22 protein-coding genes are annotated in these 25,266 nt (G+C 70.7%); 16 read left to right on the forward strand and 6 right to left on the reverse strand.

Annotation, left to right across the window (positions count from 1 at the left end):
- Window positions 1-24: 24 nt before the first annotated feature.
- Window positions 25-822 (reverse strand): PP2C family protein-serine/threonine phosphatase, encoded by a 798-nt coding sequence (locus ACIBVQ_RS06800; RefSeq protein ID WP_399176092.1) that lies wholly within the window; start codon window positions 820-822, stop codon window positions 25-27.
- An 84-nt stretch (window positions 823-906) separates the two neighbouring features.
- Here ACIBVQ_RS06800 and ACIBVQ_RS06805 point away from each other — a divergent pair, with 84 nt between their 5' ends.
- Together ACIBVQ_RS06805 and ACIBVQ_RS06810 are read left to right on the forward strand one after the other, a co-directional pair.
- Entirely contained in the window at window positions 907-2,802 is a 1,896-nt protein-coding gene (locus tag ACIBVQ_RS06805; protein WP_399176094.1) for an N-6 DNA methylase, read from the forward strand.
- Window positions 2,803-2,826: 24 nt separating this feature from the next.
- The gene (locus tag ACIBVQ_RS06810; protein WP_362909941.1) at window positions 2,827-3,720 is read left to right on the forward strand and encodes a serine/threonine-protein kinase; all 894 of its coding nucleotides are present in this window, start codon (window positions 2,827-2,829) and stop codon (window positions 3,718-3,720) included.
- Window positions 3,721-3,723: 3 nt separating this feature from the next.
- Here ACIBVQ_RS06810 and ACIBVQ_RS06815 read toward each other — a convergent pair whose 3' ends face one another.
- On the reverse strand, window positions 3,724-4,338 hold the full coding sequence (locus ACIBVQ_RS06815) for an NAD-binding protein (protein WP_352009734.1): 615 nt from the start codon (window positions 4,336-4,338) through the stop codon (window positions 3,724-3,726).
- Window positions 4,339-4,472: 134 nt separating this feature from the next.
- Here ACIBVQ_RS06815 and ACIBVQ_RS06820 point away from each other — a divergent pair, with 134 nt between their 5' ends.
- The 5 genes from ACIBVQ_RS06820 to ACIBVQ_RS06840 all read left to right on the forward strand — a co-directional run bounded on the left by ACIBVQ_RS06820 (window position 4,473) and on the right by ACIBVQ_RS06840 (window position 8,472).
- Window positions 4,473-5,747, forward strand: coding sequence for a sensor domain-containing protein (locus tag ACIBVQ_RS06820; protein ID WP_352009735.1), 1,275 nt, complete (start codon window positions 4,473-4,475; stop codon window positions 5,745-5,747).
- Window positions 5,720-6,379: a response regulator gene (locus ACIBVQ_RS06825; RefSeq protein ID WP_399176097.1), complete on the forward strand. Its 660-nt coding sequence runs from the start codon at window positions 5,720-5,722 to the stop codon at window positions 6,377-6,379. The genes ACIBVQ_RS06820 and ACIBVQ_RS06825 overlap by 28 nt, the downstream gene beginning before the upstream one ends.
- A 234-nt stretch (window positions 6,380-6,613) precedes the next feature.
- Entirely contained in the window at window positions 6,614-7,384 is a 771-nt protein-coding gene (locus ACIBVQ_RS06830) for an anion permease (protein WP_399176099.1), read from the forward strand.
- The gene (locus tag ACIBVQ_RS06835; protein ID WP_399176101.1) at window positions 7,384-7,614 is read left to right on the forward strand and encodes a hypothetical protein; all 231 of its coding nucleotides are present in this window, start codon (window positions 7,384-7,386) and stop codon (window positions 7,612-7,614) included. Before ACIBVQ_RS06830 ends, ACIBVQ_RS06835 begins: the two co-directional genes overlap by 1 nt.
- Window positions 7,615-7,653: 39 nt before the next feature.
- Window positions 7,654-8,472 (forward strand): MBL fold metallo-hydrolase, encoded by an 819-nt coding sequence (locus ACIBVQ_RS06840; protein ID WP_399176103.1) that lies wholly within the window; start codon window positions 7,654-7,656, stop codon window positions 8,470-8,472.
- Here ACIBVQ_RS06840 and ACIBVQ_RS06845 read toward each other — a convergent pair.
- Complete coding sequence (locus ACIBVQ_RS06845; RefSeq protein WP_399176105.1) at window positions 8,467-9,597, reverse strand: globin domain-containing protein; 1,131 nt, start codon at window positions 9,595-9,597, stop codon at window positions 8,467-8,469. The two genes, ACIBVQ_RS06840 and ACIBVQ_RS06845, sit on opposite strands and share 6 nt — an antisense overlap.
- A gap of 4 nt (window positions 9,598-9,601) precedes the next feature.
- Window positions 9,602-10,336 (reverse strand): pyridoxamine 5'-phosphate oxidase family protein, encoded by a 735-nt coding sequence (locus ACIBVQ_RS06850; RefSeq protein WP_399176672.1) that lies wholly within the window; start codon window positions 10,334-10,336, stop codon window positions 9,602-9,604.
- Between the two features lie 401 nt (window positions 10,337-10,737).
- Between ACIBVQ_RS06850 and ACIBVQ_RS06855 the strand changes: the two genes are divergently transcribed.
- The 9 genes from ACIBVQ_RS06855 to ACIBVQ_RS06895 all read left to right on the forward strand — a co-directional run bounded on the left by ACIBVQ_RS06855 (window position 10,738) and on the right by ACIBVQ_RS06895 (window position 23,101).
- Window positions 10,738-10,821, forward strand: coding sequence for a putative leader peptide (locus ACIBVQ_RS06855; protein WP_352001415.1), 84 nt, complete (start codon window positions 10,738-10,740; stop codon window positions 10,819-10,821).
- A 254-nt stretch (window positions 10,822-11,075) separates the two neighbouring features.
- On the forward strand, window positions 11,076-12,209 hold the full coding sequence (gene sfnG / locus ACIBVQ_RS06860; protein WP_399176107.1) for a dimethylsulfone monooxygenase SfnG: 1,134 nt from the start codon (window positions 11,076-11,078) through the stop codon (window positions 12,207-12,209).
- Between the two features lie 183 nt (window positions 12,210-12,392).
- Window positions 12,393-13,610, forward strand: a complete 1,218-nt coding sequence (locus ACIBVQ_RS06865; protein ID WP_399176110.1) for an acyl-CoA dehydrogenase family protein — start codon at window positions 12,393-12,395, stop codon at window positions 13,608-13,610.
- Between the two features lie 102 nt (window positions 13,611-13,712).
- The gene (locus ACIBVQ_RS06870) at window positions 13,713-14,918 is read left to right on the forward strand and encodes an SfnB family sulfur acquisition oxidoreductase (protein WP_399176112.1); all 1,206 of its coding nucleotides are present in this window, start codon (window positions 13,713-13,715) and stop codon (window positions 14,916-14,918) included.
- Between the two features lie 326 nt (window positions 14,919-15,244).
- The gene (locus tag ACIBVQ_RS06875) at window positions 15,245-18,517 is read left to right on the forward strand and encodes a chitinase C-terminal domain-containing protein (RefSeq protein WP_352009745.1); all 3,273 of its coding nucleotides are present in this window, start codon (window positions 15,245-15,247) and stop codon (window positions 18,515-18,517) included.
- Window positions 18,518-18,908: 391 nt separating this feature from the next.
- Window positions 18,909-19,442 (forward strand): LmbU family transcriptional regulator, encoded by a 534-nt coding sequence (locus ACIBVQ_RS06880; protein WP_352009746.1) that lies wholly within the window; start codon window positions 18,909-18,911, stop codon window positions 19,440-19,442.
- Between the two features lie 138 nt (window positions 19,443-19,580).
- The gene (locus tag ACIBVQ_RS06885; RefSeq protein ID WP_362909958.1) at window positions 19,581-20,606 is read left to right on the forward strand and encodes a TauD/TfdA family dioxygenase; all 1,026 of its coding nucleotides are present in this window, start codon (window positions 19,581-19,583) and stop codon (window positions 20,604-20,606) included.
- Window positions 20,603-22,324, forward strand: coding sequence for an amino acid adenylation domain-containing protein (locus tag ACIBVQ_RS06890; protein WP_399176115.1), 1,722 nt, complete (start codon window positions 20,603-20,605; stop codon window positions 22,322-22,324). Before ACIBVQ_RS06885 ends, ACIBVQ_RS06890 begins: the two co-directional genes overlap by 4 nt.
- Window positions 22,325-22,345: 21 nt before the next feature.
- Complete coding sequence (locus tag ACIBVQ_RS06895; protein WP_362909962.1) at window positions 22,346-23,101, forward strand: alpha/beta fold hydrolase; 756 nt, start codon at window positions 22,346-22,348, stop codon at window positions 23,099-23,101.
- A gap of 4 nt (window positions 23,102-23,105) precedes the next feature.
- On the opposite strand, the gene ACIBVQ_RS06900 is transcribed toward ACIBVQ_RS06895, so the two are convergent.
- Complete coding sequence (locus ACIBVQ_RS06900; RefSeq protein WP_399176117.1) at window positions 23,106-24,194, reverse strand: alpha-hydroxy acid oxidase; 1,089 nt, start codon at window positions 24,192-24,194, stop codon at window positions 23,106-23,108.
- On the reverse strand, window positions 24,191-25,261 hold the full coding sequence (gene hppD / locus ACIBVQ_RS06905; protein WP_352009751.1) for a 4-hydroxyphenylpyruvate dioxygenase: 1,071 nt from the start codon (window positions 25,259-25,261) through the stop codon (window positions 24,191-24,193). The genes ACIBVQ_RS06900 and hppD overlap by 4 nt, the downstream gene beginning before the upstream one ends.
- Window positions 25,262-25,266: the final 5 nt, after the last annotated feature.

A 25,266-nucleotide genomic window follows, 5' to 3' on the forward strand; every position in this document is an offset into this window, starting at 1 on the left:
CCTCCGATCCGCCCGCCGTACCGGTCACAGGGACAGTCTTCGCTCCGCCGCGGCGCCGACGACGAACCGGTTCGCGGAGGCGGGGTGGGTGCCGAAGTCGGCCACGACACAGGTGATGTTGTCGGGCCCGCCACCCCGGTTGGCCAGGTCGATGAGCCATCTGGCCGCCTCGTCGGGGTCGCCGATGTCGGTCAGCGTGTTGAACAGGGTCTCCGGGCCGACCACGGCGGTCAGGCCGTCCGAGCACAGCAGGTAGCGGTCGCCGACCTTGGCCTCGCGCAACGACAGGTCGAGCTCGCCGTCTCCGGTGCCCTCAAGGACCCGTAGCACCATGGAGCGGCGTGGGTGCTCGGCCGCCTGCTCCGGAGTGATCCGCCCGTCGTCGACCAGCGACTGGACCAGGGTGTGGTCGTGGGTGATCTGGTAGAGGGCGCCCTCGCGCAGCATGTAGGCGCGGGAGTCGCCGACGTGGGCCAGCGCGAAGGAGGCGCCGTCCCAGAGCATGGCGGTGAATGTGGTTCCCATCCCCCGCAGGGTGGGGTCCTGCTCGCTCCTCTCCCTCAGCGCGTGGTTGACGTCCCGCGCGGTGTTCTTGATGGTGGTCACCAGATCGACGCCACTCTGCGGGAGACTGTCGTCCAGTGCCGCCAGGGCCGTGACGGCCAGGGAGCTGGCGACCTCCCCGCCGGCGTGACCGCCCATGCCGTCCGCTATGGCCAGCAGGCGCGCGCTCGCGTAGCCCGAGTCCTCGTTCGCCTCACGGCGGACGCCGACATCCGAGCGGGCGGCATAGCGCAGTGCCGGTGCTTCGTTCAGTGCCATGAAGGCAGTAAATCATTGGTTGAAGCACTTCACAAGCAAAGCTGTTGTAGACCGCTGCGGCACAGTGAACTACTCTGGCCCAGTATGGAGGAGAGCCAGGAGATCACGGTGAACGCGGGCGACATCGCCCGGCTCGCCTCCGTCGGCCGTGCCGCGGTCAGCAACTGGCGCCGCCGCCACGACGACTTCCCCCAGCCGGTCGGCGGAACCACCTCCAGCCCGCTCTACTCCCTGCCCGAGATCGCCGCTTGGTTGCGCCGTAACGGCAAGACCTTCGAGGTCTCCCTCGGTGACCTGGTCTGGCAACGGCTGCGCACCTCGGCCGACGACCTGCGCCTCGGCGACCTGGTCGGCGGCGCCGGGGCCTTCCTGCTGTTCCTGCACCGTGAGCCTCGGGCCTGGCGTGAGCAGGGCAGACGCGCCCTGTCCCGGATCGCCGAGGTGACCGCCGACCTGCCCGGCACCCCGGCACGCGTCGACGACCCCGCGCTGCTGCGCCTGGTCGCCGAGCTGGCCGCCGAGCTCGGGCCGCTGCCCGCCTTCGAGTTCCTCTGCGAGCGCTACGTCGAGGCCCACTCCCGCAGGCTCTCGGTCACCAGGGACGACGTCGCCGCGCTCATGCACCGGCTGGCCGTGCAGGACGGCGGAACGGTGCTGGACCCGGCCTGCGGGGTCGGGACCCTTCTGCTGCACGCGGAGAACGCCCTCGGCCAGGAGATCAACGAGACGAACGCGCTGCTCACCGCGGTCAGGCTGCTGCTGCGGGGGACGAGGGCGCGGATCGTCGCGGGTGACTCGCTCCGCGAGGACGGCCTGTCGGACGAGCCCGCCGACGCCGTGGTCTGCGACCCGCCGTTCAACGAGCGCGCCTGGGGTTACGAGGAGCTCACCGGCGACCCCCGCTGGGAGTACGGCCTGCCGCCGCGCGGGGAGTCCGAGCTGGCCTGGGTGCAGCACTGCCTCGCCCGCGTACGGCCCGGCGGCCTGGTGGCGATCCTGATGCCCGCCGCCGCGGCGAGCCGCCGTCCCGGCAAGCGGATCAGGGGCAACCTGCTGCGCGCCGGGGCGCTGCGTGCGGTGGTCACGCTGAGCGCGGGCGGCCCCGACCTGTGGCTGCTGCGCCGTCCCGACGGGGAGAGGCCCCCCTCCCAGCTTCTGGTGGTCGACGCCAGTGAGAACCTGTCGGTCGTCGAACCCGCCTGGCGGGCCTACTGCGACGACCCAGAGGCCGAGATGACCGGCGAGAGCCGTACGGTGCGGATCATCGACCTGCTGGACGACGAGGTGGACCTCAGCCTGGCACGCGTCCGCCCCCAGCAGGGCGGCCCCGACTTCCTGCGTGACTTCACCGGGGCGCTCGACCGCTTCAGGGGCACCTCGGCGAGGCTCTCCGGCGCGCCCTTCGCCCTCGAACCGCTCACCGAACGGCAGGACCTGCCGACGACCACGGTGGGCGAGCTGGTCAAGGCGGGCCTGATCACGATCCTGCAGGCCCCGCCGAAGATGTCCGTCGAGAAGGGCCCGCTGCCGGTGCTGACCGCGGAGGACGCCGCCCTGGGCACCGCCCCCTCCGGCAGGACGACCCCTGACCCGGCGCCGGTCATGGTCACGCCCGGAGACGTCGTGACGACCGTCATGGGCGCGGTGCGGGTGGTCACGCACGGCGGGGCCGCGCTCGGCCCGCAGCTCACGCTCTACCGGGTCGATCCCGGGCGGCTCGACGCGGACTTCCTCGCCGGTTTCCTCCGTTCGGCGGACGCGGCGCGAATCCATCCCAGCTCAAGCCGCCTCGACGTACGGCGGGCCAGGGTGCCGATGCTTCCCCTGGTTGAGCAGCGCCGTTACGGCGCCGCCTTCCGTGAGCTGTTCGCCCTTGAGGACAGATTGCGCGAGACGGCGGCGCTGGGGGAAACCTTGATCCGGTTAGGCTTTGACGGACTGGTCGACGGTCATCTGCGGCCGTGCGACCAAGGAGTGTGATGTTCCGCGGGCTTGGAGGACCGGATGGTCATCGGCGACCGGTACGTGCTCGACGACCTCCCGCTCGGCCAGGGCGGCATGAGCGCCGTCTACGCGGGGCACGACAGGCATCTCGACCGCAGGGTCGCCGTGAAGTTCCTGCGGCTCGTCACGGGTCCCGACGAGGAGATGAAGCGGCGCTTCCTGCGTGAGGCGCGCATCCTGGCCAGGCTGGAGCATCCCGGCGCGCCCGTCCTGTACGACTTCGGCACCTTCGACCACCGGCTGTTCCAGGTGATGCAGTTCATCGCGGGCGTCACCGTGGCCGACCTGCTCAGCGAGCACGGCCCGCTGCCGGTTCCCTGGGCCGCCACGATAGCCGCGCAGGCCTGCGCGGTGCTGGTCGCGGCCCACGCGCTGAGCATCTACCACCGCGACCTCAAGCCGACCAATCTGATGCTCTGCCCCGACGGCAGCGTCAAGGTGCTGGACTTCGGGCTGGCCGTGCTCCGTGAGACCGGTTCGGCCCAGTTCACCCGGGTTGGGCAGATCCTCGGGACACCCGCCTACATGGCCCCCGAGCAGATCCAGAGCGGGATCGTCGGGCCCCGCAGCGACCTGTACGCCCTGGGCTGCGTGATCCACGAGATGCTGACGGGCGAGCAGTTGTTCACCGGCCCGACGGAGTACGCCGTGTTCGAGCGCCAGGTGAAGGAGCGCCCGCCCCCCGTCGGCGGCGTCCCCGCCGAGCTGAACCGGCTGATCCAGGACCTGCTGGAGAAGGACCCCGAACGGCGTCCCCCAGGGGCCGACGTCCTCTACGAACGGCTGCAGCCCTTCGCCGTGAACCCGCCGATGCTTCCCGGCTTCCTCAACCCGCCCTCGGTGCCCAGCCCGGGGCGGATGTACGCCCGGATGGTCGGCCGCGTGCTGGCCTGACGTTCAGGGGGCCGCGTCGACCGGCCTGCGGCACACGTACGCGATCCCCGGCGGGATGTTCCGCCAGACGGGCCCGGTGATCAGCACCTCGTCGAAGACCGCGCGCAGCCGCCGGCGCAGCGCCCTCGCCCCGGCCAGCGGCAGCGCGTGCAGGTAGGTCACGGTCGTGAACGCCCCGCCCGGGGCGAGGGCCCCGCTGATCTGGCCGAGGATGCGCTCCTGCACGTCGCCGGGGAAGAACGACCACGGCAGCGTGCTGACGACCGCGTCCACCCGCTCGACCCCCGCCTTGGCCAGCAGGGTGCCCAGGTCGGCGGCGTCGCCGTACAGGGTCTCCATCCACGGCCTGGTCCTGCGCAGGTGCGCGGCGAGGTCGGGGTCGATCTCGACGGCCAGGTGGCGGGAGCCGGGGGCCAGCCGTGCGTGGATGACCTCGCTGATCGGGCCGGTGCCGGGGCCAAGCTCGACCACGACCGACGCGTTCCCCGTGGGGACCACCGCGCTGAGCGCCCTGCCCAGGACGGGGGAACTCGGCGCGATCGCGCCGACGACGTGCTGTCTGCGCAGCGCGGCCGACATGAAGGCCCGCAGGTCCGGGCGTACGGCTGTCTGGTTCATGGCCCCCATGACACCGTCGCCGGGGTCGTGGACACAGGACGCCAAAGCCTAGTTTTCCGGGTATATCTGGCTATACCCCTATAAGTGGGGTTGCTCTCCTGGGGGCCTCCGCTCCGGGGACGTAGTGTCGTCGGATGCAGTCATCGGCGGCGTGGCGGGCCCTCACCCGGTGGGACCTGGTGCTGACCTCCTGGCCGTGGCGCTCGCTCGCCTACCTGGTCACCGGCGTGCTCGTCGGCGAGGTCGTCCTGGTGGTCTTCCTGCTGGGCCTGTTCACCGGGACCGTCCTGGCCGCGGTGCTGATCGGCGTGCCGCTACTGCTCGTGCTCGCCCTCGGCGGCATACCCGTGGCCGCGCTCGAACGCCGCAGGCTGCGGATCATCGACCCGGACCCGGCCCCGACCCCGCACCGCGCCGCGGAGTCCTCGGGGGTCGTCGCGTGGCTGCGGTTGCGGCTGCGGGAACAGGCCACCTGGCGGGAGCTCGGCTATCTGGTCCTGATGGTCACGGTGCTGTGGCCGATCGAGCTGCTGGCGGTGACCTTCGGCCTGGGCATGCCCGCCACGATGGTCCTGACCCCCGCCCTGCGCTCGCAGACGGGAGACGTCAGGGTGCTGAGGTTCTGGCTGGTCGACAACGACCTGTCGGCGATGGCCGCGCTCGCCATCGGCTCGCTCTGGCTCCTGCTGGCCCTGTACCCGCTGACGCTGCTCGCCCTGGCCCACGGCGCGCTGGCCAGGGCGATGCTGTCGCCGAAGGAGATCGACGCGGGACGGCGGCTCGCCGAGATCACCCGGTCGAGGACCCGGCTGGTCGCGGCCTTCGAGTCGGAGCGGCGCCGGATCGAACGCGACCTGCACGACGGCGCGCAGCAACGGCTGGTCGCGCTGACCATGACGCTCGGCATGGCCAGGCTGACGGAGGGCGAGGAGACCGCCGAGCTGGTCGCGCGGGCCCACGGCCAGGCGAAACTGGCCCTGGCCGAGATCCGCGACCTGATCAGGGGCATCCATCCGCAGATCCTCACCGACCGGGGCCTGCCCGCCGCCGTCGCCGACGTGGCCGACCGGTCGCCGATACCCGTCGACGTCTCGGTCACGCTGCCGCGCCTGCCCGAGGCCGTCGAGTCGGTCGCCTACTTCGTGGTCTCCGAGGCACTGGCCAACGTGGCCAGGCACAGCGGCGCCGCCCACGCCCGGGTCGAGGGCCGTCTCGACGGCGGCCTCCTGGTGGTCGAGGTCGGCGACGACGGCACGGGCGGCGCCGACCCCGCCAGGGGCAGCGGCCTGGCCGGTCTGGCCGACCGCGTCTCCGTCGTCGACGGCAGGCTCATGCTCTCCAGCCCCGCCGGGGGCCCTACCCTGCTACGTGTGGAGATCCCTTGCGTACCGACCGACCCCTCGACATAGTCCTCGCCGAGGACGGCGTCCTGCTGCGTGAGGGGCTCGCCGGGCTGCTGACCCGCTTCGGGCACCGGGTGGTCGCCTCGGTCGGCGACGCCGACGGCCTCGTCGAGGCGGTACGGGCACACACCCCTGACGTCGTGGTCACCGACGTGCGGATGCCGCCCGGCTTCACCGACGAGGGACTGCGGGCCGCGGTCGCGCTGCGCGCCGCCGACCCCCGCCTGCCCGTCCTGGTGCTGAGCCAGTACGTCGAGCAGACCTACGCCAGCGAGCTGCTCGACTCCGGCGACGGGACCGGGGTCGGCTATCTCCTCAAGGACCGGGTCGGCGACGTCGAGGAGTTCGTGGACGCGCTGTACGGCGTCGCCTCCGGCGGCACGGTCGTCGACCCTGAGGTGGTCAGGCAGTTGCTGCGCCGCCGCCGTGACCCGCTCGGCAGGCTCTCCCCGCGTGAGCGGGAGGTGCTGGCCCTGATGGCGGAGGGCCGTTCCAACGCGGCCATCGCCAGGGGGCTGGTGATCTCCGAGGCCGCCGTCGGCAAGCACATCGGGAGCATCCTGACCAAGCTCGACCTGCCGCCCGCCGAGGACGACCACCGCAGGGTCCTGGCCGTGGTGACCTACCTGCGCGGCTGACCTCCATGACCCGTGGACAAGCAGGCATATAAAGAATGAATTTTCCAGTTAAGGCCGGACTTTAAGGGTCATTGCCGCCTAAAAGGTCAATACAGCTGTTATGGACTCCAACACCGTACTGCTGGGAGTCGTGGTGGCCACCGCCCTGGCCTTCGACTTCACCAACGGATTCCACGACACGGCCAATGCGGCGGAGTCGTCGGGGCGACGCTGATCGCCGCGGGCCCCTCGGCCGTGAAGGCGGTCGGCATCGTCTCCAAGGTGCTGATCCCCGCCGTCCTGGCGCCGCTGGCCGCCATCCTGGTCGCGACCATCGGTACCTTCCTGGTCTACGTCATCACCAGGAACGTTCCCGAGGACATCCGCGGCAGAGGGTTCAGGATCGGCCAGGTCGGGTCGGCCTCACTCGTCTCGCTCGCCCACGGCACCAACGACGCCCAGAAGACCATGGGCATCATCACCCTCGCCCTGATCGCCAACGGCACCCTCGGCAAGGACGCGGGACCGCCGCTGTGGGTGATCGTCTGCAGTGCGAGCGCCATCGCCCTGGGCACCTACCTCGGCGGCTGGCGGATCATCCGTACCCTCGGCAAGGGGCTCACCGAGATCGAGACGCCGCAGGGCTTCGCCGCGGAGGGGTCCTCGGCGGCGGTCATCTTCGCCTCCTCCCACTTCGGCTTCCCGCTGTCCACGACGCACGTGTGCGCCGGGTCGGTGATCGGCTCCGGCCTCGGCAAGCGGCTGGCCGAGGTGCGCTGGAACGTGGCCGGTCAGATGGCCACCGCGTGGCTGCTGACGCTGCCCGCCGCCGCCCTGGTCGGCGCCGTCGCGTGGAAGGGCGCCGACCTCATCGGCGGGGCGGGCGGGGTGACCGTCGTCTTCCTGCTCGCGCTGCTCGGCGGCCTCGGTCTCTACCTCGCCTCCCGCCGCAGCACGGTGAACGCCGCCAACGTCAACGACGAGTGGACCGGACGCACCCCCGCCCCGGTCAAGGAGGCCGTGTGATGAACGCCTACCTCGACCTCGACGCCCTGTGGCGGGTCCTGGTCGCCGCCCTGGCCGGTGGCGCGGGGCTCGTCGCGGTCTTCTCCGTCGCCCTGGCCGGTCTGGCCGCCGCCCGGCCCACCTCGGCCGGAGGCGGCGGACGTCCCCTCGGCTGGGTCGTCGCGGTGGCCGGTTTCCTGATCGTCGTGAGCGGTGTCGCCCTCGGCATCTGGGTGATGCTGCACAAATGAGCCTCCCGTACGGCCCGGCCGCGCGGGCCGTACGGGAGAATGCCGTCCGTGGAGGGACGTTGGATCGAGGTCGCCGACCGGGTGCTGGTGCGGCGGCACAGTGAGCTCGACCTGTCCGTCGGGCTGGTCCTCGGCGACGGCGGCTGCCTGGTGGTCGACACGCGGGGCGACGCCCGGCAGGGCGCCGAACTGGCCGCCGAGGTACGGAGGATCACCCCGGATCCGTGGACGGTGGTGATCACCCACTCGCACTTCGACCACAGCTTCGGCACGGGCGCCTTCCTCGACTGCCCCGTCTGGGCGCACGAGGCCTGCCGTGGCGACCTGGTGGCGAACGGTTCGGCGGCCAGGGACACCTGGGCGCGGTGGTATCGCGACCAGGGGCGGGACGACGTCGCCGACGACATCGCGGGCACGGAGATCGCGCTGCCCGACCGCCTGGTGAGCTCGGGGGCCGAACTCGTCGCCGGAGGCAGGAGGGTCGTGCTGGCCCACTTCGGTCCCGGCCACTCCGGCAACGACCTCGTGGTCCACGTGCCGGACGCGGACGTGGTCTTCGCCGGTGACCTGGTGGAGAACGGCGCGCCGCCCGACTACGAGGACGCCGCTCCCCTGGCGTGGCCCGCCGCCCTCGACGGGCTGCTCGGGTTGCCCGGGACCACGGCGGCGACGACGGTCGTTCCCGGCCACGGCGACCCGGTCGGGCGCGGGTTCGTCGTCGCCCAGCGCGCGGAGATCGCCACCGTCGCCGACCTCTGCCGCCGGGTCGCCTCGGGCGAGCTGGACCGGGAGCACGCCGTACGGCTGTCGCCCTATCCGCGCGAGACGACCCTCACCGCCCTTGACCGTGTGTCATGAGGGCACGAAGCTGGGGGCCTCCCCGCTGAACTCGCTGTGCACGCGCTCACCGCGCACCCCCATGGCCAGCAGCCGCGCGGTCGTGTGGCGCACCATCTCCGGCGAGCCGCACACGTAGACGTCCCCGTCGGGGATGACCCGGTGGTATTCGAGGGCGTCGACCGCGGTGTGCCTCGGCCAGTGCTCGGGTTCGTCGGAGACGGCCTGGATGATCCGCAGACGCTTGTGCTGCGCCCGCAGGCGCCGCAGGTCGTGCATGTCGTAGGCCTCGGAGCTGTGCCGTACGCCGTGGAAGAGGTCGATGGAGGGGCGCTCCGGCGACCACGCCGACTCCTCAACGAGCGCCTTGAGCGGGGCGAGGCCGGTGCCGCCCGCCAGGAACACCAGGTGCGGGGTGCGCGCGTCGTTCAGCGAGAACGTCCCCCTCGGCGGGCCGATCAGGACGATGTCGCCGGGCTGGGTGTGCCGGACCAGCGCCGTGCTGACCCATCCGCCCGGCACGGCCCGCACGTGGAAGGACAGGCGGTTGTCGTGCCTGGGCGCGTTGGCGATCGAGTACGACCGCCACACCTTGGGCCACTGCCCGGTCTGCAGGGTGGCGTACTGACCCGCCCTGAAGGGGTAGGGCTGGTCGGGCTCGACGTTGATCACGGCGATGTCCCGGGTGCGCATCTCGTGCGAGACGACCGTGCCGATCCAGGAGGGCGGCGCGTGGACGGCGTCCTGTTCCGCGGCCTGGATCATCACCTCGGCGACGTAACGGTAGGCGTTCATCCACGCCTCGTCGTAGGCGGGCAGCCAGGCGCCGTGGGCGTTGGCCCGCATCGCGGCCACCAGGCAGTGGCCCAGCGCGGGGTAGTGCTCGGGGCGCACGCCGTACTTGCGGTGGTCCCTGGCGAGCTGGCCGAGGTAGTCGTCGAGCGGCTCACCGTTCTCCAGGCTGAGCACCACCTGGGTCAGCGCCTTGAGCAGACGGTCGCGCTGCACGTCCATCGCGGGCGGGAACATCTCTCTCACCTGCGGATACTCGGAGAAGAGCCTGCCGTAGAAGTGCATGGTGACCTTCTCGGCCACGGGGGCGACGAGCAGCCAGCTGTGGCGGATCAGCCCGATGTCGATCATCATGTCGTCACCCGGCCGGCTTCCCCGCCTTTTCCCTTTCCCTCTCGGCGGGCCACTCCCTCTCGGCGGGCAGCCCTCTTTCGATGGATCTCTCCCTTTCGACGGGCCGCTCTCCACGGCGGCCGACACCGAAGTGGTCCTCCCCCGCCGGTCTGCGCCGCGCTCCGTGCCTGCCTCCGCGTTCCTGCCTGGCCAGCAGCGGGATGTGCTTCGAGCAGTGGATGTAGGCCTCCTCGACCTCGATCCTGACCCAGCGCTCGGCCCTGCGTCCCGGGGCCGTCATGTCCTCGTCGGCCAGACCGTGGCGGCGGGCCGCGTCGTAGGCGGTGACGATGGTCGCCGAACCGTTGACGTGCAGCCCGACGAGCTCCTCGAAGAAGTCGACGAACAGCAGGCTGAGGTGCGGGTTCTCCATGATGTTGCCGAGACTGGCGAGCACACCGTTGCCGCGGAACTCCGGGTAGGCGAGCGTGGTCTCGTCGAGGACCCTGACGAATCCGGGAGGGCCGGCGCGGAAGGTCGTGTCGCAGTTTCCCGAGGCGTCGGCCGTACCCACGAAGACCATCTCCTGGCGGGCCACGAACTCCCTCATCCGCGGCGTCAGCCGGTCGGTGACCTGGCGTTCGTAGAACCTCTTCGCCCTGTCGCGGGTGGCGAACAGGAGCTGGAGCACGTGTTCCCCCCTCGAACCGGGGAGGTGGTCCCCGTCGTCCAGGCCGCCGCGCGGCGTGTACTGGTCCATCAACTCGACATCGCTCCCATCCATCGCGGACCCGTGGTCCGCGACGCGATCTGTGACATGGGCACGCGCCGGTCCTGCCTCCGACGGGAGCCGCTGGAGGAGGTCTGTGCCCGCTCCGTGCCCGCTCCTTGCCCACACAGGCGTTGGAGCCTAGACCACAAATCGTGCATGTCTTGAATGTTTACGAAACTTTCCTTCGGCTGTCACATCGGCCACTTCAGCCACAGCCGTCCCCGGTACCCGATGCCCGTGTGACCAAACACGGCTTCGCCAACTTCTTGTGACGGCCCCGCCCCGAGCCCGGTCGTCACACGTGTTTCGCCGAAATTAACAAAAAACACAGGAGAGAAAAAACAAACAGCTTCTCGACTGCCGGTGACGACTCGGCTACTCTTACTCGCATGACGAAGCGACAGGCCCTGACGCGGCGGCGGCACGTCGATCTCGCCCGCGTCTCCAGCGCCATCTGTCGTCCCCAGTCCTGAGAGCCCTTCCCCCTCTCACCCCCTCCCACCAGGCATTTCCCCCTTTCTCTGCCTGGCGTTCACGGCGTCGCCCCTCTTCCCAACCGCCTTCGGAATTCCCCTTCCAAGCGGTACGGCATCACATGTGAATTTGCCATGCCAATTTCCCGACCCCCCTTTTCTCGTCCGTCGTGAACGGTATTTCCCCATGCCGTGAACGACGACCACCCGGTTTTCTCCGTCATGCCCTCCCTCCATGTGCCGGGAGCCTTTCGATGTCCGCACCACCCTCCACAGAACCCGTGCGATTCGCCTACTGGGTGCCGAACGTCAGCGGCGGCCTGGTCACCAGCCGGATCGAACAACGCACCGACTGGAGCTACGAGTACAACCGTGACCTGGCCGTCCTCGCCGAGGAGAACGGCTTCGACTACGCCCTGAGCCAGGTCCGCTACATCGCCGGCTACGGCGCCGAGTACCAGCACGAGTCGACCGGCTTCAGCCTGGCCCTGCTGCTGGCCACCCGGCGGCTGAAGGTCATCGCCGCGGTCCACCCCGGCCTGTGGCATCCGGGGGTGCTGGCCAAGTTCGGCGCGACCGCCGACCACCTCTCCGGCGGCCGGTTCGCGGTGAACGTCGTCAGCGGCTGGTTCAAGGGCGAGTTCACCGCCCTCGGCGAGCCGTGGCTCGAACACGACGAGCGCTACCGCCGCTCAGAGGAGTTCATCCGCGCCCTGCGCGCCATCTGGACCGAGGACCACGCCGAGCTGGCCGGGGACTTCTACCGGATCCGCGACTTCTCCCTCAAGCCGAAGCCGCTGAGTTCCGCGGGCCGTCCGCACCCGGAGATCTTCCAGGGCGGCAACTCCACCGCCGCCCGCGCCATGGCGGGCCGGGTCTCCGACTGGTACTTCAGCAACGGCAGGGACTTCGACGGCGTCACCGAGCAGCTCGCGGACGTGCGCGCCGCCGCCGAGGGCGTGGGGCGCCGCCCGCCCCGCTTCGGTCTCAACGGCTTCCTCATCGCCCGCGACACCGAGGCCGAGGCCCGCGAGACCCTCAGGGAGATCGTCGCCAAGGCCGACACCGAGGCCGTGCGCGACTTCGGCGACGCCGTCAGGCAGGCGGGCCGTTCGACCGCCGACGGCAGGGGGATGTGGCAGGACTCGACCTTCGAGGACCTGGTCCAGTACAACGACGGGTTCCGCACCGGCCTGATCGGCACCCCCGAGCAGGTCGCCGAGCGCATCGTCGCCTACCGGCGGCTCGGCGTCGACCTCCTGCTGCTCGGCTTCCTGCACTACCACGAGGAGGTCGAGTACTTCGGCAGGCGGGTGCTGCCGCTCGTGCGCGAGCTGGAGTCCCGACTGCCCGGGAAGGAGAGCGAGCCCGCCACGCTCGGCTCCTGACCGCACCACCCCGGCCGCGGGCGCCGGGCGCGGGGCGCGGCCGGGGGCGCGGGCGCGCGCCACGGCGGCCCGCCGGCCCGGTACGGCCCGCGAGCCCGCCCCCGCCGCCACCCGACCGCCCCCCCAGCCCCCCCCCCCCGGAACAGCGAACCCACGACCGTCAGCCCGAACGAGAGGTCCGTCATGACCGCCGTCACTCCTTCCGCCTGGCAGACAGAGCCCTTCCCCGACAGCCCGCAAGGCTGGATCGACCGGGCCGCCGAGGTGGCCGCCGTGCTCTCGACCGACGCCGCCGCCCGTGACAAGGCCGCGGCGACGCCGTACGCCGAGGTCCGGTTGCTGAAGGACTCCGGGCTCGTCACCCTGCTCGGGCCCGCCGAGCACGGGGGCGGGGGCCAGAACTGGCCGACCGCCTACCGCGTCGTCCGTGAGATCTCCAAGGCGGACGGCTCCGTCGGCCAGCTGCTCGGCTACCACTACCTGTGGAACTGGGCGGCCAGGCTGGTCGGCACCCGTGAGCAGTGGGAGCACATCGAGGCGGAGGCCGCGCGCAACCGGTGGTTCTTCGGCGGCGCGGTCAACCCACGCGACAACGACGTCGTCGTCACCGAGGACGGCGACGACCTGGTCTTCACCGGGCGCAAGTCCTTCTCGACGGGCAGCAAGGTCTCCGACGTGACCGTCCTGGAAGGGGTGCTCGACGGGACGCAGACGCACATCTTCGCGATCGTGCCCTCCGACAGCCCGGGGCTGACCTTCCACGACGACTGGGACAACATCGGCCAGCGGCTCACCGAGAGCGGCAGCGTCACCCTCGACGGCGTCCGGACCCCCTGGGCCTCGGCGGCCGGTTTCGTGGACCGGGTGTTCCAGCCCCGCGTCTACAACACCCTCAACGTCCCGACGATCCAGCTCGTCTTCGTCAACCTCTACCTCGGCATAGCGGCGGGCGCCCTGGAGACGGCCGCGACCTACACCAGGACCAGGTCCCGTTCCTGGCTGCACGGCGGACACGACAACGCGGTGGACGAGCCGTACGTCATCGACGCCTACGGCGAGCTGACCTCCAGGCTCTGGGCGGCCGAGGCGCTGGCCGACCGGATCGCCGAGGAGGGTGAGAGGCTGCACGGCGACCCGGACGCGGTGACCGAGGCGGCGCGCGGGGAGTTCGAGGTGCGGGTCGCGGCGGCCAAGGCCGTGGCGACCGAGGTCTCCCTTGAGGTGACCGGCCGGATCTTCGAGGTCACCGGCGCGCGGGCGACCACGAGCGCCGAGGGCCTGGACCGGTTCTGGCGCAACGTCCGCACCCACACCCTGCACGACCCGGTCGCCTACAAGCGCCGGGAGGTCGGGCGTTTCGTCCTGACGGGCGAGATTCCCGAGCCGACCTGGTACTCCTGACCCCTCCGCGCCGGTGACCGCGGGCCCGGTCGTGACCGACACGGACGGCCACGACCGGGCACGCCCCGGTTCTCCCTGTACCGACCCCCTGGAGATCCCGCCGTGACCGCTCATGTGACCGCTCATGTGATCACCGACGACGCCGAGGCGCTGGAGACGGCCGGGAGGCTGGCCGCCGAGTTCCGCGCGGGCGCCTCCGAGCGGGACTCGGCGAGGAAGCTCCCGCACGCCGAGGTGGAGCGGCTCTCGGCGAGCGGGCTGCTCGGCGTCACCGTTCCCGCCGACCACGGTGGCGCCGACATCCGCCACGAGACACTGGCCGAGGTCTTCCGGCTGCTGGCCTCCGGCGATCCGAGCCTGGCGCAGATCCCGCAGAGCCACTTCGTCTACGTCAACGTCCTGCGCCGCCAGGGCACCCCGGCGCAGCGGGAGTTCTTCTTCGCCGAGGTGCTGGCGGGACGCAGGTTCGGCAACGCCCAGTCGGAGGCGGGCACCAGGCACGTCCAGGACATCCGTACCAGGCTCGTCCCGGCGCCGGACGGCTCGTTCCTGCTCAGCGGCGTCAAGCACTACTCGACCGGGGCGCTGTTCGCGCACTGGATCCCGGTGCTCGCCCGTGCCGAGGACGACACGCTCCACGTCGCCTACGTGCCGCGCGAGGCGCGGGGGCTGACCGTCGTCGACGACTGGGACGGCATGGGCCAGCGCACCACGGCGAGCGGGACCGTCAAGCTCGACCGGGTCGAGGTGCCCGCAGACCGGGTGGTGCCGCACCACCTGACCTTCCAGGGGCCGCAGCTGCACGGCGCGGTCGCCCAGCTGCTGCACACCGCCATCGACGTGGGGATCGCCGCCGCGGCCCTGGCCGAGGCCGCCGAGTTCGTCCGCACCAGGAGCAGGCCCTGGTTCGAGAGCGGTCACGAGAGCGCGGCCGACGACCCGCTGCTCATCCAGCGCTTCGGTGAGCTGGGCGTTCAGCTGCGCGCGGCCGAGGCGCTGCTGGCGACGGCCGCCAGGACCGTGGACACCGCGGGCACGCCGGGGGCCGGGCTCACCGAGGAAAGCGCGGCCGAGGCGTCCATCGCGGTGGCCGCCGCCAAGGCCTTCGCCGCGAGCGCCGCGGTCGACATCGGCGGCGCCCTGTTCGAGCTGGCCGGAACCCGCTCCGCGCTGGACGGCCTCAACCTGCACCGTTTCTGGCGGGACGCCAGGACCCACACCCTGCACGACCCGGCCAGGTGGAAGGTGCAGCACATCGGGCGTTACCTGCTCAACGGCACCCTGCCGCCCCGGCACGGCCTGCTCTGACCTTCTCCGGCGCGCCCTCTCTGGACCGTCCTCCGCGGTCGCGCGCCGTACGGGATCTTCGTGGCCCGTAATCCCCGGTGTCCGGATGGATATGTCCGGACATATAGAAAAACCGAGGGTTGACGGTGTATGTCAGCGCGAGTAGCTTCCCGAATTAAATAAGAAGGTTTCTTGTTTGTTGCTTCCCTGACGAGCGGATTCACCCGCCCGCCGGGAAGGTCACACGCGCGCGCGAACTATCTCGGGGGACACCTTTTTAGCTGCTTCGCCAGAGAGGAAGCACGATGTCCCGTCTCCGTTCATGGAGAGCAGTCGCCGTTGCGGTCATGTACGCGGCCGCAACGGCGGGAATGGCCGCGGTCGGTGCGCCCGCCGCGCACGCCGCGGCATCGCTGACCGCCAAGTTCTCCGCCTCCGACCGCGGTACCTGGTGGCAAGGAACGTACGAGGTGAAGAACGCCGGCGACTCGGCGGCGACCACCTGGACCCTCGAATTCGACCTCAACTCCGGCCAGTCCATCGGCAACTGGTGGAACGGCACGCCGACCATCAGCGGCAGCCACGTGACCGTCAAGCCCGGCAGCGGCAACGCCAACGTTCCCGCGGGCGGAAGCACGGGCGGCAACAGCTTCGGCTTCGTCGGCATGGGGCCGACCACCCCGCCGGCCAACTGCAAGATCAACGGCAACCCGTGTGAGGGCGGCCCGCCGCCGGACACCCCGCCGACCGCGCCGGGCAAGCCCGTCGCGACGCCGACGACCAACAGCGTCGCCCTGACCTGGGCCGCCTCGACCGACGACAAGGGCGTCGCGGGCTACGACGTCTACCAGGGCACCTCCAAGGTCACCTCGGTGGCGACCACCTCCGCGACGGTGAACGGCCTCACGCCCGACACCGAGTACACCTTCTCCGTCAAGGCGAAGGACACCGCGGGCCAGGAGTCGGCCTCCTCCCCCTCGACCACCGTCCGCACCCTCAAGGACGACACCCCCGACACCGAGGCGCCGACCACCCCCGGCACGCCGACCGTGAGCGGCAGGACGACCACCAGCATCACCCTGCAGTGGGGTGCCTCGACCGACAACAGGGGCGTCACCGCCTACGAGGTCTACAACGGTGACTCGTCGGCTTCCACTGTGACGGGGACGCCGCCGAACACGACCACCACGATCAACGGGCTGAGCGCCGACACCGAGTACACCTTCAAGGTCCGCGCCAAGGACGGAGCGGGCAACCAGTCCGGCTTCTCCGGGACCGTCACCGCCCGCACCGACAAGCCGGACACCGAGGCGCCGACCACCCCCGGCACGCCGACCGTGACCGGCAAGACGAACACCAGCATCACCCTGCAGTGGGGCGCCTCGACCGACAACAAGGGCGTCGTCTCCTACGAGGTCTACAACGGCAACTCCTCCGCGACCGTCGTGACCGGGACCCCGCCGGGTACGACCGCGACCGTCAGCGGCCTGACCGAGGACACCGAGTACACCTTCAAGGTCCGGGCCAAGGACGCCGTCGGCAACCAGTCCGACTTCTCCGGAACGGTCACCGGCCGCACCGACAAGCTGCCCACCGACCAGTCGGCCTGCCGTCCCGACGGCCTCTACCAGTCTCCCGGCGTGACCGGCGTGCCGTACTGCACGGTCTACGACAACAACGGGCGCGAGAAGATGGGCGCCGACCACCCGCGCCGCGTGGTGGGCTACTTCACCAGCTGGCGCACCGGCAAGGACGGTTCCCCGTCCTACCTCGCCAAGGACATCCCCTGGGACAAGATCACCCACATCAACTACGCCTTCGCCCACATCGACGGGCAGGGCAAGGTCTCCGTGGGCTCCCCCAGCGCGAACAACCCCTCCATCGGCATGGAGTGGCCGGGCGTCGCCGGGGCCGAGATGGACCCGGCCTACTCCTACAAGGGCCACTTCAACCAGCTCAACAAGTTCAAGAAGCAGCACCCCAACGTCAAGACGATCCTGTCGATCGGCGGCTGGGCCGAGACCGGTGGCTACATCGACGACAACGGCGTCCGGCAGGCCTCCGGCGGCTTCTACACGATGGCCAGCTCGCAGTCGAGCATCAACACCTTCGCCGACTCGGCCGTGAAGTTCATGAAGGACTACGGCTTCGACGGTGTGGACATCGACTACGAGTACGCGACCTCCGCCCCCAACGCCGGTAACCCCGACGACTTCAGCTTCTCCAACCCGCGCCGGGCGACGCTGATGGCGGGCTACGTCAACCTGATGAAGACCCTGCGGCAGAAGCTGGACGCCGCCGCCGCGGCCGACGGCAAGTACTACCTGCTCACCGCGGCGACCACCGCCTCCGGCTGGATCCTGCGCGGCAGCGAGACCTACCAGGTCACCCCGTACCTCGACTACGCCAACATGATGACCTACGACCTGCACGGGGCGTGGAACCACTTCGTCGGCCCGCTGCAGGCCCTCTACGACGACGGCAGCGACGCCGAGATGAAGTACTGGAACGTCTACGGCACCTACAGCGGCATCGGCTACATGAACGGCGACTGGGCCTTCCACCACCTGCGAGGCGCGATGCAGGCGGGCCGGATCAACCTGGGCGTCGGCTACTACAGCCGGGGATGGCAGCGCGTCACCGGAGGCACGGACGGCCTCTGGGGCACCTCCGACCTGCCGGACCAGAACAACTGCCCCGAGGGCACCGGCGGCAAGATCGGTTCCAAGGTGCCGTGTGGTGACGGCGCCATCGGCATCGACAACCTCTGGCACGACCTGGACAAGGCGGGCAAGGAAGTCCCGGCCGGCGTCAACCCGGTCTGGCACTTCAAGAACCTGCAGGAGGGCAAGCAGGGCAGCTACATCACCCAGTACGGCCTCACCCCGGACACCGACCCGACCGACCGCATCTCGGGCACCTACGTCCGTAAGTACTCCTCCTCCATGGTCGCCCCCTGGCTGTGGAACAACGACAAGAAGGTCTACCTGTCCACCGAGGACGACCAGTCCATCCAGGCCAAGGCCGACTACGTGGCCAACAAGGGCATGGGCGGCATCATGATCTGGGAGCTGGCCGGCGACTACAAGTACTACCCCGAGCGCGACGGCGGCAAGGGCGAGTACTTCATCGGCGACACCCTCACCACCAAGATCTACAACACCTTCAAGACGGCCGCGCCGTACGGGAACCTGAAGGCCGGCACCAGGACGATGCCGACCGAGACCCTCAACGTCCAGGCCGAGCTGTACGGCTTCGCGGTCGGCGACGCCAACTACCCGATCTCTCCCAAGTTCAAGTTCACCAACAACTCGACGACCACGATCCCCGGCGGCGCCACGATCGAGTTCGACTACGGCACCTCCGCCCCGGCGACCATGACCCAGCAGACGGGCTGGACGCTCTCGGTGGTCTCGACCGGGCACACCGGGCCGAACGTCGGCGGCCTCAAGGGCGACTTCCATCGGATACGGCTGACCGTTCCGACCTGGGAGAGCATCGCCCCGGGGCAGTCGAAGGAGGTCCAGCTCAGATACGACCTGCCCATCGCGACGCCGTCCAACTTCGTCGTGACCTTCGGCGGGAAGTCCTACCGGATGGCCGCCGACAACCCGCGGTGATCTCTCCCCGGTGATCTCCCGGTGATCCGGGAACCGCACCTTCGCTGACACGTTCCGCCCGGCCACACGGCCGGGCGGAATGTTTTTCCGCCCTTATCCAGCATTATCCAGATTGCTTACCTGTTGAGTCGGAAGCCAATAAGACCGCCCCACAACCCACATTGCATGCGCACTCAAAAACAAGGTTCACGGTGATATTGACCAAGCTTTACAACATGAGTGGCAATCTGGTATTAGTTAAAATATTGTTCCGCCTGTTCATATCAGGGAGGACGTGTTGGCTGGGCGCCCAGGTGCAACGAAAGGCGCGACCCGGATCCAACCGAAAAGGAATTCCATCGGAGAAAAGAATCATCACAGGGGTTCCGACGACGCCTACGGAGGCGTCCAGGTGACCCCCGTCGGTCTTCGCATCCCAGCGGAGTTGCCCTACGAGCTCTGGGAGAAGGCCGGTTTCCGGATTTCCGCGGTCGCCAACTCTTCCACATGGTGTCTCGGCGACTGGCTCGCCTACGGCCGGTCCCGCTACACCGACAGATACCGAAAAGCCATCGAGGCCATCGGCCTCGACTACCAGACACTTCGCAACTACGCCTGGGTCTCCAGGAGGGTCGACCTCTCCCGCAGACGCGACGGGCTGAGCTTCCAGCACCACGCGGAGGTGGCGTCACTGCCTCCCGAGGAGCAGGACCACTGGCTCGACCAGGCGCAACGGAACGGATGGACACGTAACCGGTTGAGGCGGAACCTCGCCGCCCTCCGCCAGGAGAAACCAGAGGCCGAAGGAAAGCGGGTCTCACTCGAACTCAGGCTGGGCGCCGACCGCATCGCCCGCTACCAGGAGGTCGCGGGCCAGTCGCAGACCAGCCTCGAATCCTGGATCGTCGAACAACTCGACACCGCGGCCGCCGCGTTTCTCGGCTGAACGGACCATCCGGGCGGACGACGCCGTCCGTAAATCTCAACAGGGGGCGAACGGCCTTCCCCTCTCGTTTTCCGGCCCGGCGCTCCCGTCATGTCCACGGTCTCTCCAGGCCCGACCGAGCGCGAAAGGACATCGGAAATGAGATCAACGCCGGAAGGAACGACCGGCGAACTCGACTGGGAGGTCTCCGAGGGGAAACCGGTGTCCGCGTGGCTCACCGGCCCCGACGACATCGCCGGGACCTGTGACCGGCTGAGCGCCCTCCTGCCCGAGTTGCGCGCGGCCCTGGCCGAACACGGTGCCGTCCACCTCCGGGGCCTGCCGCTGAAGGGCGTCGAGGACTTCGCGAGGGTGCGGGACGTGCTCATCCCCAGACACACGCCGTACCGGGAGAAGGCGACGCCGCGCAGCGACCTCGGCAGCGGGGTCTTCTCCTCGACCGACCTTCCCCCCTCGCAGCCGATCATGATGCACAACGAGAACAGCTACACCCTGACCTTCCCCGGACTGCTGCTGTTCGCCTGCCTGACCGCGCCGGAGGAGGGCGGGGCCACGCCGGTCGCCGACTGCAGGAAGGTTCTGCGGAACGTCCCCGCGCCCCTGGCCGAGAAGGTCCGGGCCTCCGGCTGGCTGCTGAGACGCGGCTACTCCGAGCACATCTCGACCGACTGGCGCACCGCCTTCTCCGCACAGGACAGGGGCGACGTCGAGCGCTACTGCGCCGACAACCTCATCGGCCACCGGTGGCAGGACGACGGGAACCTGCGCACCAGCCAGCTGCGCCCCGGCGTCATCAGGCACCCGCGCAGCGGGGAGGAGGTCTGGTTCAACCACCTGGCCTTCTGGAACGAGTGGTCCCTGGACGAGGAGCTCAGGGAGGTCCTCGTGACGGAGTTCGGGCGGGACGGCCTGCCGTTCAACACCGCCTTCGGCGACGGCGAACCCCTGACGCGGGACGACCTGGAGGACCTGCGGGCCGCCTACGAGGCGGCGACCGTACGCGAACGGTGGCGCCCCGGTGACCTGCTCATCGTCGACAACGTCCTGACGGCGCACGGCAGGGACCCCTTCCGCGGCGACCGCAGGATCGTGGTGGCGATGGGCGAGCCCGTCGACCTCCTCGACTGCGCGCCGACCGTCCAGCCCGCGGCCGGTCAGCTGTGAGCGGGCAGGAGCGGGACCTGCTGAGCCGTTTCTCCGCCACGGTCCGGCACGCGCCCGACCGGCCCGCGGTGCGCCACGGGGAGACCGTGCTCGACTTCGCCGAACTCGACGCCCGTACGGCCCGGCTCGCGGCGGCGCTGCGCGACCTGGGCGCCGGGCCGGGCCACCGGGTCGGGGTGAGCCTGCCCAGGGGCGCCGACCTGGTCGTGGCGCTGCTGGCGGTGTGGCGGGCGGGCGCGGCCTACGTCCCGCTCGATCCCGTCTACCCCGCCGACCGGCTCGCGTTCATGGCCGAGGACGCGGAGACGCGGATTCTGCTCCACACCGGTGAACGTCCCTCGTGGGCGGGTGGAGCGCGTTCCCTCACCCCGGATGCGACCTCGGGCAACGACGGGGCCTTGGACCTTCCGTCCGCCTCGGCCCCGGCGTACGTCATCCACACCTCGGGCTCGACCGGCAGGCCGAAGGGGGTCGAGGTGTCCCGGAGCTCCGTGGCCTCCATGGTCACCGCGCTCGAACGCTTCGGCGCCTACGCCGACCGTCCCCGGGTGGTCGCCTGGAACGCCAGCGTCTCCTTCGACGCCTCCGTGCAGCAGTGGGTCAGGGTGTGCCGGGGAGACACCCTGGTCGTGCTCGGCGAGCAGGACCGCACCGACCCGGCCCGGCTGCGCGCCCTGCTCGACGAGCACGCGGTGACCGACCTCGACCTGACCCCCTCACACTGGGAGACCCTGCGCGAGGAACTGCTCACCCCCCGCCCCGACGGACGTGTGCTGCGGCTGTTCCTCGGCGGCGAGGCCGTACCCGAACGGACCTGGCGGGAGATCGCAGGCTCGGAGCACGTGGAGGGGCTGAACCTGTACGGCCCAACGGAGTGCACGGTCAACGTCACCACCGCCTGGATCACCGGCGCCGGGCCGCACATCGGACGGCCGCTGTCCGGCTGCCACGTCCACGTGCTCGACGACGCCCTGCGCCCGGTGCCGCCCGGCGTGACCGGGGAGCTGTACGTCGCGGGCCCCCGCCTGGCCCTCGGTTACGTCGGCAGGCCCGCCCTCACCGCGGAGCGGTTCGTCGCCGACCCGTTCTCCGCGCCCGGCGCCCGGATGTACCGCACCGGCGACCTGGCCTCCCGCGCCGAGGACGGCACGCTGCGGTTCGCAGGGCGGGCCGACGGCCAGGTGAAGGTCCGCGGCTTCCGGATCGAGCCCGGCGAGATCGAGCACGCCCTCGGTGCCCACCCTGACGTGGCACGCGCCGTCGTCACGCTCCGCGGCGACCGGCTGGTGGCCCACGTGGTGCCCGCGGAAGGCCGCGAACCCTCCCCGGAACGGCTGCGGGAACACCTGGCCGCCGGGCTGCCGGAGTTCATGGTGCCCTCCGCCTTCGCCCTCGTCGAACGCCTCCCGCTCACCCCGAACGGCAAGCTCGACGTGGCCGCCCTCCCCGAGCCCGTGTGGGCCGCGGAACCCGGGGAAGCGCCGCGGGGCGAGTTCGAGGAGCTGATCGCGGGCGTGTGGGCGGAGGTCCTCGGCCGGGACGGGATCGGCCCCGACGACGACTTCTTCGCCCTCGGCGGCCACTCGCTGATGGCCATCCGGGTGGTCGCGCGGCTACGCAGGAACCTCGGCGTCGTCGTGCCGACCCGGCAGGTGTACCGGCATCCGCGCCTGCGCGACCTGGCCGGCTACGTCGAGTCGCTGCACCGCAACGGCTGAGGACCACGAGAGAGGAAAAGCGTGGACACCATCGTGGTGCGCCCCCGGCACCGGCCCGAGGCGACGCGGGCACTCGTCTGCCTGGGTTTCTGCGGCGGCGGCGCGGGCCCCTACCTGGGGTGGGCCGACGTCGTGCCGCAGGATGTGTCCCTGGCCGCGATCTGCTACCCCGGCAGGGAGGGCCGTTTCGCCGAGGCGTTCGCCACCGACTGGGACGAACTGGCCGAGGACGCGACCGCCGCCGTGCTCGCCGCCGCCGACCGGCCGTACGTCCTGTTCGGGCACAGCATGGGCGGCTGGATGGCCTTCGACGTCGCCTCCCGGCTCGAACGGCACGGCGGCAGGCCCCCCGAGGCGCTCGTCATCTCCTCGACGAACGCGCCGAGCGGCGGCCTGCGCCCCAGGGACATGTTCCCCGCCCAGGAGGAGACCGACGAGCAGTTGCTGCACTGGATGAGCGTCAACGGCCTGCTGCCCGCGCACGTGCTCGACGACCCTGACCTGAGCGAGATGGCGGTCGAGCTGATGCGCGCCGACATCAAGGTCCGCGACTCCTTCCGTCACCGGGCCGGGACACGCGCCCGGGTTCCCCTGCAGGTGCTCACCGGCGCCGCCGACGACGTCATCGAGCCCGAGGCGACCGAAAGGTGGCGGGAGCTGGCCGAGAGCGCCTTCCGGCACGACAGGCTGCCCGGTGGCCACTTCTACACCCCGGACGTCTGGGCGAGGCTGCCCGCGTTCATGGCACCGTTCGCCGGGGATCCGCCCGGGGCGTGAGCGGTCAGAGCAGGACGGTGCCCAGGGTCCGGGCGGCGGAGAGGTCGGCGCAGCCCGTCAGCAGCATGGCCTCACGCAGCTCGGCGCGCAGCAGGTCGAGCACCAGCCCGGCCCCCGCCTCGCCGTCCATCGCCAGCCCCCACAGCAGGGGACGGCCGAGCAGCACGCCGGCCGCGCCGTACGCCAGCGCGCGCAGCACGTCGGTGCCGCTCCTGACCCCGCTGTCGAACAGCACCTCGCACCGCCCGGCGACTGCCTCGACGACCCCCGGCAACGCCACGATGGACGGTACGGCCCCGGCCAGCTGACGACCGCCGTGGTTGGAGACGACCACGGCGCTCACCCCGGCCTCCACGGCCCGTACGGCGTCGCCCGGGTCGAGGACTCCCTTGAGCACGACGGGCAGGCCGGTGTGCCCGCGCAGCCAGGCCAGGTCGTCCCAGCCGAGCGTGTTCTCGAACATGATCCCGGTGTGGGAGGCGACGGCCGACCCGTGCGGCATGGGGACGTGCGCGGCCGACCCCGTCCCCTCGGGGAGGTTGGCGGCGACGACCGAGGCGGGCAGCGTGAACCCGTTGCGCATGTCGCGCGGTCGCCGCGCGGGCACCGGCACGTCCACGGTCAGCACCAGCGCCGTGCAGCCCGCCCGTTCCGCCCTGGCCAGCAGGTCGAGCACGAGCCCCCGGTCACGCAGCCAGTAGAGCTGGAACCACAGTGTCCCGGCGACCGCCGCGATCTCCTCGATCGGGACGCTGCTCAGCGTGGCGGCCGTGAACGGGACGCCCGCCTTCCCGGCGGCGCGGGCCATGGCGAGCTCGCCGTCAGGATGGCACAGCCGCTGGTAGGCCATGGGGGCGACGGCGACCGGCATCGCCGCCGTGCCGTGCAGCAGCCGTCCCGCCGTGTCGGCCCCGTCCGCCGAGGTCAGCACCCTGGGCACCAGGCGCACCCGGTCGAGGCAGGCGCGGTTGGCCGCCTGGGCGGACTCGTCTCCGCCTCCCCCGGCGACGAAGTCCCGGATGTCCGGCGGCAGGAGGTCCCCGGCGAGCCGTTCGACGTCCGCGACGCACACCGCCGCGTCCCCGGCGTTCACCGGGCCTGCCTGTTGCGCTGGATCTCCACCGCGGTGTAGAGGGCGTTGATGTTGCCGCTGCCGAAGGTGCGCGCCCCGGCCCGTTCGATCACCTCGAAGAAGAGGGTGCCGCGCGGGTGGACGCTCCTGGAGAAGATCTGCAGCAGCTGGCCGTCCTGGTCCTGGTCGACGAGGATGCTCAGCGCGCGCAGCTCTCCGAGGGAGTGCCTGGCCAGCCGCAGCCGCTCCGGCACCAGGTCGTAGTAGGCGCCGGGGGTGCCCAGGAACTCGATGCCGTTCTCCCGCAGCGTGCCCACCGCCCTGACGATGTCGCCGGTGGTGAAGGCGACGTGCTGGATGCCCGCCCCACCGTGGTCCTTGACGAACTGGTCGATCTGGCCGGGGTCGCGTGACACGTCGGGTTCGATCAGGGTGAGCGTCACCGCGCCGGAACGGCTCTGCACCACCTTCGAGTCCATGGCCTGGCGTCCGACGACGATGCGCTGGGTGAACACCATCTCAAAGTCGAGGGCCGTCTCGTAGAACTCGACCGTGGGGTCGAGCTGCCCGGCCTCCAGGCAGACGGCGAAGTGGTCGACCGTGCCGAGCCCGGCGTGTCCCGCCGGGTGCCGTTCCCCGGTGGCCGGGAACAGTCCGGGCAGGACACGCGGGTCGGTCGTGGGCGGGCGCTGGACGAAGGTGTGCAGGACGTCCGCGAAGCCGACGATCGAGGCGGTGACCACCCCGTCCCGTACGGCCGGCGGTGTCACGGGCCGGGCGCCGCGCCGTACGGCCTCGGTGTAGGCCGCCTCGGCGTCGCAGGTGCGCAGGGCGATGTCGGAGACCCCGTCGCCGTGCCGTTCCACGTAGGCGGCGGCCGGGTGGTCGGCGTCGCCCGCCTGGGTCAGCACCAGCCTGATGTCCTGGCAGCCGAGGGCGACGGTGAGGGCGCCCCCGGTCTCGGGGGGTTCCTCGGATCGGGCGTAGACGGTGAAGCCGTAGCGGTCGACGAAGAGTCTGGTCGTCTCCGCCAGATCGGCGACGGAGAATCCGACGTGGTCGACGGACAGCTCCTCGAAAACTGTCATCTCTT

The sequence above is a fragment of the Streptosporangium sp. NPDC049376 genome (genome assembly GCF_044466505.1).
Taxonomy (GTDB): Bacteria; Actinomycetota; Actinomycetes; order Streptosporangiales; family Streptosporangiaceae; genus Streptosporangium.